We start from the raw sequence: 7,815 nt of genomic DNA, 5'->3' as shown, positions 1-7,815 counted from the left end.
TTCCCCAGCCTAAATAAATAAAGACCGTAAAGGGCCGCTTACCGCGTAAATCCGCTGCAGGCGGCCCTTTGTAAATTAAGAATCAAAAGACGGAGGTTAATTTAATGAGCAATCCCGAAGAGAATCAGGAAATAAAGAATCTTGAGGCAGTTGCGGAGATAGAGGACGATGCCGCGCGCGATCTTTCCGTCTATGTCCCTGAAAAACACAGAAAGCCGGGAGAGACGGCCTTTGCGATAATCGCGACAGTATTCGGCGTTCTGGGATATTATTTCGCGCTCGACATGACCAGTGAAAATTATTCGTCGCCGTCGGTCTTCCCGAAACTGGCGTCGGTCATAATAATCATCTGCGGATTGATCTGTATCTTCAAAGCATGCAAAAAAGAGGCGCCGGAGGCCGGTTCGCCCAATGTCTTTAGATATCTTCTTCCCAAGGACGTCATCGTAGTCCTTGTGCTGCTGCTCGTCTACTGCATCGCGTTGCCGCGCCTGCACTTCATTCCCTCATCTTACGTATTCATGGTGATCGGCATGATCTATCTGCACCGCGGCAAATATATCTGGCAGTCGTTTGTGATCTCGGCGGCGGCGATGGCGGTCCTCGTCGTCATCTTCCGTTACGTATTCCTAGTAATCCTTCCATAGGGGGTATATAGATATGTTACATAATTTGCAGTACTTTTTGATTCCCTTCATGGACTGGCAGGTAATGGCTCTCGTGTGGGCCGGAGTCTTCGCCGGTATCTGGGTGGGGGCCATTCCCGGACTTTCCTGCACGATGGCCGTCTCGCTGCTCATCTCCTTCACCTTCTCCTGGGAGCTGAACAACGCGCTCGCCCTTATGTGCGGCGTCTTTGTGGGAGCGGTCTACGGAGGCGCGATCACGGCGATCCTGCTCAATATCCCGGGCGCTCCAGCGGCGATCGCCACCGGTATGGAGGGGTATCCCCTCGCGCAGCGCGGTGAGGCGGGCAAAGCTATCGGCCTCTGCACCACGGTATCGCTGTTTGCCGGAATGGTCGGCGTCGCTGTGCTGGCCTGCGCCGCGCCGGTAATCGCCAACTTCGCGCTTAAATTTTCGCCGCGCGACTTCTTCCTGCTCGCGCTGATGGGCATTCTGCTTATCGGAAGCATCGGCGGCGGCGACCCAGTCAAAGGAATAATGGCCGGTATCATCGGTATTCTCATAAGCATGGTCGGCATGGACCCCTCGACCGGCGAACTGCGCTATACCTTCGGCAACCTCAACCTCATGGCGGGCATCAGCTTTGTCACGGCGATGATCGGACTCTTCGGAATCTCCGAGGCGCTGACCCAGTTCCGTGGCGGCGGTGAAAATCCGCCGAAACAGAACCTCAGCAAGATCGTTCCCGACCTTTCAACCTTTCTCAAATTCCTGCCCCTCGGCATCCGTTCGGCGCTGCTTGGTGTCTTCATCGGCGCGCTGCCAGGGACCGGCGGAGACGTCGCGGCGCTTCTGGCCTACGACCAGGCGAAGCGCACCACCCGCAACCCCGTGACCCCCTTCGGCCACGGAGCCTACGAAGGCATAGTCGCCCCTGAGACGGCGAACAAGGGAGCGATTGGGGGAGCCTTTATCCCGATGCTGACCCTGGGTATCCCCGGAGACGCCATCACGGCGATAATCATCGGCGGCCTATTCATCCACGGACTCAAGCCGGGGCCGATGCTGATGATCGAGACGCCGCACCTCTTCTGGATGATCGTAAGCCTGCTGATGGTGGCGAATATCGCGCTCTTCGTCCTCGGGCTGCTGAGCATCAAACCCTTCGCGAAGATAATTGAGATCCCCAAAAGCATAATCATGCCGATCGTCATCATCCTCTCGGTGATCGGGACCTACGCGATTCAGAACAGCGTCGTGGACATCTTTTACATGATAGGCTTCGGCGTGCTCGGCTACTTCATGCGGCTATACGGCTACGCGACGGGACCGATGGTGCTCGGTATAATCCTTGGCCCGATGCTTGACGCGAACTACCGCCGCGCGATGCAGGGTGCGGAAAACGAACTTCTCCCCTTCCTTGAGGGATTTGTGACGAACCCGATAAGCCTCATCCTCTGCGTATTCATCTTCCTGATGATTTTCACCCAGACCAAGACCTACAAGAAATGGCGGGGGGTCGCATGAGCCATGTGCCCCTATAAAAACAGGGAGCTGCCGATATCCGTAAATACGAAACTCGCGGCGCTGATCGGGTGGCCGCTCGGCCATTCAGCCTCCGCCGAGATGCACAACGACGCCTACGCCGCGATGGGACTTGACGCCATCTATCTGCCCCTGCCTGTGGAGCCGCAAAATGTCGCGGAGGCGGTGAAGGCGATGGAGACTATGGGGTTCATGGGCTGCAACGTGACGATACCGCACAAGGTGGCCGTGAAGGAGCTCATGGATGAGCTCCACCCCTCGGCGGCCGAGTCCGGGGCCGTGAACACCGTGCTCTTCAAAGAGGGGCGCAGGATCGGTTACAATACGGACGGCACCGGCTTTGTGCACGCCCTGATAGAGAAGGGCGATTTTCATCCCTCCGGCAAAAGCTGCCTGATGATCGGCGCGGGAGGAGCGGCGCGCGGCGTAGCCTCCGCGCTCGCGATCGCCGGGGCCGCGAAATTTTTTATCGCCAACCGCGAGGAGGAGTACGAAATGGCGGAACGCCTCGCCGATGATATGAACGCGCTGCGTCCGGGATCGGCCAGGCCGCTGGCCCTTGATAAAAAGAGCGTCGGCGGTGCTCTTGAAGAGGCGGACTTCGTCGTTCACGCGACGCGTCTAGGGATGCGCCCGAACGAAGATACGGTCGCCTTCGACACCTCGCTTCTTTCGCCGCGTCACTTTGTCTGTGACGTCGTCTACAGCCCGAGAAAGACGCGCCTTCTGCGCGAGGCGGCCGCGCGCGGCTGCCGGACGCTGGACGGCATGTGGATGCTCGTCTATCAGGGAGCGGAGGCGGTTCGTATCTGGACGGGCATGGAGCCTCTGGTTGATGTGATGGCCGCGGGATGCGAACGTTTTCTTGAGGATTTACAGAAACATTAAATCACTGTTATAAAAACGAAAGAAAGTATGAGGACAATGAAGAAATTATTGTTGACGGTGCTTTTCACGGCTTTGATGGCGCAGGCGGCCTTCGCCGCCTATCCCGAGAAGAATCTACAGGGGTACATCATGTGGGGCGCGGGCGGAGCGATGGACAACGTCGCGCGCGCGATAACGCCGATGGCGGGCAAAGAGCTTGGAAAGACGGTCATTATGCAGAATAAGACCGGCGCTACGGGCGCGATCGCCACGACATTTGTAAACAACCTTCCCGCTGACGGCTACACGCTGCTCTTTGGCGCGGAGAACCCCAACCTTTATAAGGTCACCGGCCTCGCGAAGATAGACTACGCCGATTTCGACCCAGTGCTGCTGATGATGGCCAACGTCGGCGTGGTAGTGGTCCCGAAGGATTCGCCCTATAAGACATTCAAAGACCTTATCGAAGCGGCGAAGTCCGGTAAAACGGTCAAGATGGGCTCCACGGGCCCCGGAGGACTTCCCTTCGTCGCCACGACGATGATCGAAAAGGTGCACGGCGTTAAATTCCCGCAGATACAGTTTGACGGCGAGGGCCCGGCGGTCACGGCGATCATGGGCAAACATATCGACGCCGTCGCGGTTGGCCTCCTCTCCTGCGTGAACTTCATCAACGCCGGCAACGTGCGCGCCCTCGCGGTGATCTCGCCCGAGCGCGTGCCGGCGGTGAAGCAGGTCCCCGCGATCACGGAATTCTACGCTAAGGAATACAAGCCCTACCTTCCCTGGGGCGCCTTCTTCGGCGTATTTGTAAAGAAGGGCACGCCGAAAGAGGCCTATGAGACACTCCAGAAGGCCTACCTCAAGGCCTACAACGACCCTAAATTTGACGAATTCGCGAAGACGATGGGCGGCGTGAAGCTTGGCCTTACCGGAGACGCGGCTCGCAAATACATCAACCAGAACCAGTCGGTCAGCGCATGGCTTCTCTATGACGCCGGCGGCGCGAAGGAATCGCCCGAGAAATTCGGCATTCCGCGTCCCGCCCATAAATAAGCTATAATAACGGAGGCGGCTTCTCTTTTCAAGAGGCCGCCTCCGTACTATTTTGCCGGGAGGGTCTCCGCCATGACGCTGCAGCAGCTGACATATTTCTGCGTAGTAGCCCGCCTGCTCAATTTCAGGAAGGCCTCTGAGGAGCTGCTTATCTCACAGTCGACGATCAGCATTTCGATCTCAAATCTGGAGACCGAGCTCGGCGTGCCGCTCTTTAAGCGTGAGAAGCGCAGCATCTCCCTCACGAAATACGGACGGCTCTACTATGAGCAGATAACGCCGCTGGACTCGCTCACAACGATAAACATAAAGATGAAGCGCCTCGCGAGCGAGACCGAGGGCGATATCAACATCGCCTATAATCCTCCCTGGAGCTATGGTTTCGTACCGCGCCTCGCGCGCGAATTTCTGCGCCGTAAAGAGAACGAAAAGATAATCTTTAACTTCAAACAGCTTAATTCGCCGCAGGTGATAGCGGGACTCAAAGAGGGGCTCTTCGACGTCGGTTTCTGTACCACGGAGAAGGAGGTTCCCGACCTGTCGCTCTTCCCCCTGTTCTGTCAGGAGATGGCGGTCATTGTTCCCGCCGATCATCCGCTGGCGGAGCGTGAAAGTATCTGCCTGCGTGAGATAGAGCCCTATCCCTATATCCTCTACGAGGACGATTCGGGGCTCCGGCGGCTGGTGGAATACCTGCTGAAGAGCGTCGACGTGGTGCCCAGGGTCGCCTACGAGGCGCCTGACGAAGAGGCGATATTTTCTCTGGTCTCCGCCGGTTTCGGAGTGGCCTTCGTCGCCGTCACCGACGTGCTCAAGAAGCTCAGCGTCCGCACCCTGAGGGTGGAGGACTTTGACGCCCACTGTACGCTCTACATGGCCTACAACGCCAACCGCTACCTGCCGCCTGCGGCGGTGCGCTTTGTAAATTACATAAAACTGTGCTCTAAGCAGGGACTTATAGCCGGATTCAAGAGATGAAAAGGTGAAAAGATGAAAAATAACTACACACGCGGCGTGATGATGGCTCTGGGCACCGCCGTGCTATGGGGCGGTATGAGCCCGCTCGCAAAGTTTATCGGTACGCAGGGGGTCAGCATGGTCTCGGTAATGTGTTACCGTGCGGTGCTCGTCGTGATCCTGATGTCCCTCTACCTCAGATACAGCCTCGGGCCGGGGTGGTACAGGATCGGACGCAGCCTCATGCGCACCTATGTTTTTCTCGGCTTCCTGACCGTGGTGATGAACGCCTGCGGCTTTATGGTCTCCTGCTTTTACCTCACCGTGCCCCAGGCGCTTATGCTGCACTATACCTTCCCGCTGGTGACGATGGCCGGTTCATACTTCATAACGCATGAAAAGCCCTCTAGGATGCAGATAGCCGCGGGTTTCATGATCGTCGGCGGCCTCTATGTCGGTTTTATGGGGCAGGAGGGCGGCATGCTCTCCGTCTCGCCTGCCGGTCTGATGTGGGCGCTCGCCTCGCTGATCGGACTCTCCGGACAGACGCTCGTCTCCCGCCGGATACTGATGGGCGGCGCGACGAACCCGCTGATACAGCTCTTTTACGTGCACCTTTTCGGCGGCGCGATGCTCATCGCCGGAAAGTCAGTGCTGATGGGCTGGGGCGACCTCAAGGCCATCGACGGGGCCGTATTCGCGCTGATGCAGTACTCGGCGCTCGGCGCGGGGCTGTTGGGCTTCGGATTCATGTTCAACGCGCTGAAACGCATCCCCGCCTCGTTGGTCAGCCTCATCTGCACGCTTGAGCTGGTCTTCGCGCTCATCATAACGCCGCTCGTCCTCGGCCTCTATCCCACGGGGCACGAACTGGCGGGCTGCGCGATCATAATGGCCGCGGTAGCCTGCGCGACGGTACAGAAAAAGGCGTTAAAATAACAGAATTTTTATTTTTCGCCGTTTGCGGTAGACTGCCGTTCATTTACATACTTGACAGATACAAATGACAGCAGTATCATTCACCTCACAAAAACAAGAGACGGTCACGTCCGCGAAAGAGGGAGGCTCACGTTATGGGAAAAGCGCTGTTAAATAAAAACTTTTACTTTTATTGGTTTTTTACTTTTCCCCGCTCGTTTGATGCCTCGGGGTTTCTGGCGTTTTTCGCGAAGTGATTCGGACCTGATAAAGTAAAAGATCTGAGAGATACTTCAAGACCGTCGTCCGCAGGGGCCGCGGTCTTTTTTGTTTCCCTCCGCTGAAATACGACAGACAAAGGCAAATAGGAAGGCTGGATCAAGATTTAATGTTCAGCCGCCGGTGACCTCGTGCCCTTTGACGGCTGACGCGGGGTTTTATGTGGAAGAGCTTACGAAAGGAGAACATCATTATGTGGGAAAAGAACGTTATGACAGAGGACAATGGCGCGGTTTTGTGGGGGGACGTCACGGCGGAGGCGGGCGGCTGCGGTGTCGCGCTGCTTCGGGAGAGGGCGGCGGCGGGGCTGAAAGCCTACAAAAAGAGGGAGCTGCCCATCTCCGCGAATACCAGACCGGCGGCGCTCATCGGCTGGCCGCTCGGCCACTCCGCCTCGGCGGTGATGCACAACGACGCCTACGCGGATATGGGGCTTGACGCGCTATATATCCCCGTTCCGGCGGAGCCCTCGCGCATGGAGGGAATCGTCGGCTCCATGGCGGCGATGGGTTTCATGGGCTGTAATGTGACGATACCGCATAAGGTGGCGGTCAAAGAGCTGATGGACGAGCTGCATCCCTCGGCCTCCGAGTCTGGCGCGGTGAACACTGTGCTCTTCAAAGATGGGCGCAAAATCGGCTACAACACGGACGGCACCGGTTTTGTGCGCGCTATGAGGGAACAGGGCGGCGTCGATCCGCGCGGCAAAAGATGCCTCGTCGTCGGCGCGGGCGGCGCGGCGCGCGGCGTGGCCTCGGCCCTAGCGATCGCCGGCGGCGCGAAATTTTACATTGTGAACCGCAGTCTTGAAAAGGCAGAGAGCCTCGCCGGCGATATGAACTCGCGGCGAGTCGGCATCGCGGAGGCTATGGCACTCGACAACGCCAATATCGAAAGCGCGCTTGCGGATACCGATATCGTTGTTCAGGCCACCTCCTTGGGAATGTGGCCAGCCGCCGAGGGGCTCACCTTCGACGCCTCGCTGCTCTCGCCGCACCACTTTGTATGTGACATCGTCTACAATCCGCGCGAGACGCGCCTGTTGCGCGAAGCCGCCGCGTGCGGCTGCCGGACGCTGGACGGCATGTGGATGCTCGTCTATCAGGGAGCGGAGGCTGTGCGTATCTGGACGGGCGAAACACCGCCGGTGGAGGTGATGGCCGCCGCCTGTGAGAAGTTCCTCAACGATTTACCGAAACATAAATAAAATTACCGAAGAAGGGAAGTATGCAAAATGAGAAAAATACTGTTGCTGGCGCTTATAGCTGTCCTTATCGCGCAGGAGGCCCTCGCGGCCTACCCTGAGAAAAATATCCAGGGTATCATCCAGTGGGGAGCGGGCGGCGGCTGCGACGGAGTATCGCGTGCCATCACGCCGCTGGCGGAAAAATACCTCGGCAAGACCATCATCCTGCAGAACAAGACCGGCGCCACGGGCGCGGTCGCCACGACGATGGTCGCCAACCTGCCTGCCGACGGCTACACCCTGCTCTACGCCGCGGAAAACCCCGCCACCTACAGGGTGCTCGGACTCTCCCCCCTCAGCTTTAACGATTTTGAACCCAT

Annotated in this window: 8 protein-coding genes; all 8 read left to right on the top strand. The window is 57.9% G+C overall.

The features are described from left to right. Nucleotides 1-104: 104 nt before the first annotated feature. Complete coding sequence (locus LIO98_RS10785) at nucleotides 105-647, top strand: tripartite tricarboxylate transporter TctB family protein (protein WP_291956787.1); 543 nt, start codon at nucleotides 105-107, stop codon at nucleotides 645-647. A gap of 13 nt (nucleotides 648-660) precedes the next feature. Then, entirely contained in the window at nucleotides 661-2,154 is a 1,494-nt protein-coding gene (locus LIO98_RS10780) for a tripartite tricarboxylate transporter permease (protein ID WP_291956783.1), read from the top strand. Between the two features lie 3 nt (nucleotides 2,155-2,157). Further along, nucleotides 2,158-3,060 carry a shikimate dehydrogenase gene (locus LIO98_RS10775; RefSeq protein ID WP_291956780.1) on the top strand — a complete coding sequence of 301 codons (903 nt, stop codon included), beginning with the start codon at nucleotides 2,158-2,160 and terminating at the stop codon, nucleotides 3,058-3,060. A gap of 36 nt (nucleotides 3,061-3,096) precedes the next feature. After that, the gene (locus tag LIO98_RS10770; protein WP_291956778.1) at nucleotides 3,097-4,095 is read left to right on the top strand and encodes a tripartite tricarboxylate transporter substrate binding protein; all 999 of its coding nucleotides are present in this window, start codon (nucleotides 3,097-3,099) and stop codon (nucleotides 4,093-4,095) included. Between the two features lie 72 nt (nucleotides 4,096-4,167). Continuing rightward, a complete protein-coding gene (locus LIO98_RS10765; protein ID WP_291956775.1) occupies nucleotides 4,168-5,073 on the top strand; it encodes a LysR family transcriptional regulator in 906 nt (301 codons plus the stop codon). A gap of 12 nt (nucleotides 5,074-5,085) precedes the next feature. Continuing rightward, the gene (locus LIO98_RS10760; RefSeq protein WP_291956772.1) at nucleotides 5,086-5,991 is read left to right on the top strand and encodes a DMT family transporter; all 906 of its coding nucleotides are present in this window, start codon (nucleotides 5,086-5,088) and stop codon (nucleotides 5,989-5,991) included. Between the two features lie 451 nt (nucleotides 5,992-6,442). Then, nucleotides 6,443-7,456 (top strand): shikimate dehydrogenase, encoded by a 1,014-nt coding sequence (locus LIO98_RS10755; RefSeq protein WP_291956768.1) that lies wholly within the window; start codon nucleotides 6,443-6,445, stop codon nucleotides 7,454-7,456. Nucleotides 7,457-7,483: 27 nt separating this feature from the next. Further along, the coding region (locus LIO98_RS10750) for a tripartite tricarboxylate transporter substrate-binding protein (RefSeq protein WP_291956766.1) at nucleotides 7,484-7,815 on the top strand (332 nt) is incomplete at its 3' end.

The organism is Cloacibacillus sp., from assembly GCF_020860125.1.
GTDB lineage: Bacteria > Synergistota > Synergistia > Synergistales > Synergistaceae > Cloacibacillus.
This window is presented reverse-complemented; position numbering and strand designations above follow the sequence as displayed.

Coding starts and splice junctions, on each gene's coding strand:
- LIO98_RS10765 (WP_291956775.1), top strand. CDS start 4,168: ATGACGCTGCAGCAGCTGACATATTTCTGCGTAGTAGCCCGCCTGCTC.
- LIO98_RS10785 (WP_291956787.1), top strand. CDS start 105: ATGAGCAATCCCGAAGAGAATCAGGAAATAAAGAATCTTGAGGCAGTT.
- LIO98_RS10770 (WP_291956778.1), top strand. CDS start 3,097: ATGAAGAAATTATTGTTGACGGTGCTTTTCACGGCTTTGATGGCGCAG.
- LIO98_RS10760 (WP_291956772.1), top strand. CDS start 5,086: ATGAAAAATAACTACACACGCGGCGTGATGATGGCTCTGGGCACCGCC.
- LIO98_RS10775 (WP_291956780.1), top strand. CDS start 2,158: ATGTGCCCCTATAAAAACAGGGAGCTGCCGATATCCGTAAATACGAAA.
- LIO98_RS10755 (WP_291956768.1), top strand. CDS start 6,443: ATGTGGGAAAAGAACGTTATGACAGAGGACAATGGCGCGGTTTTGTGG.
- LIO98_RS10780 (WP_291956783.1), top strand. CDS start 661: ATGTTACATAATTTGCAGTACTTTTTGATTCCCTTCATGGACTGGCAG.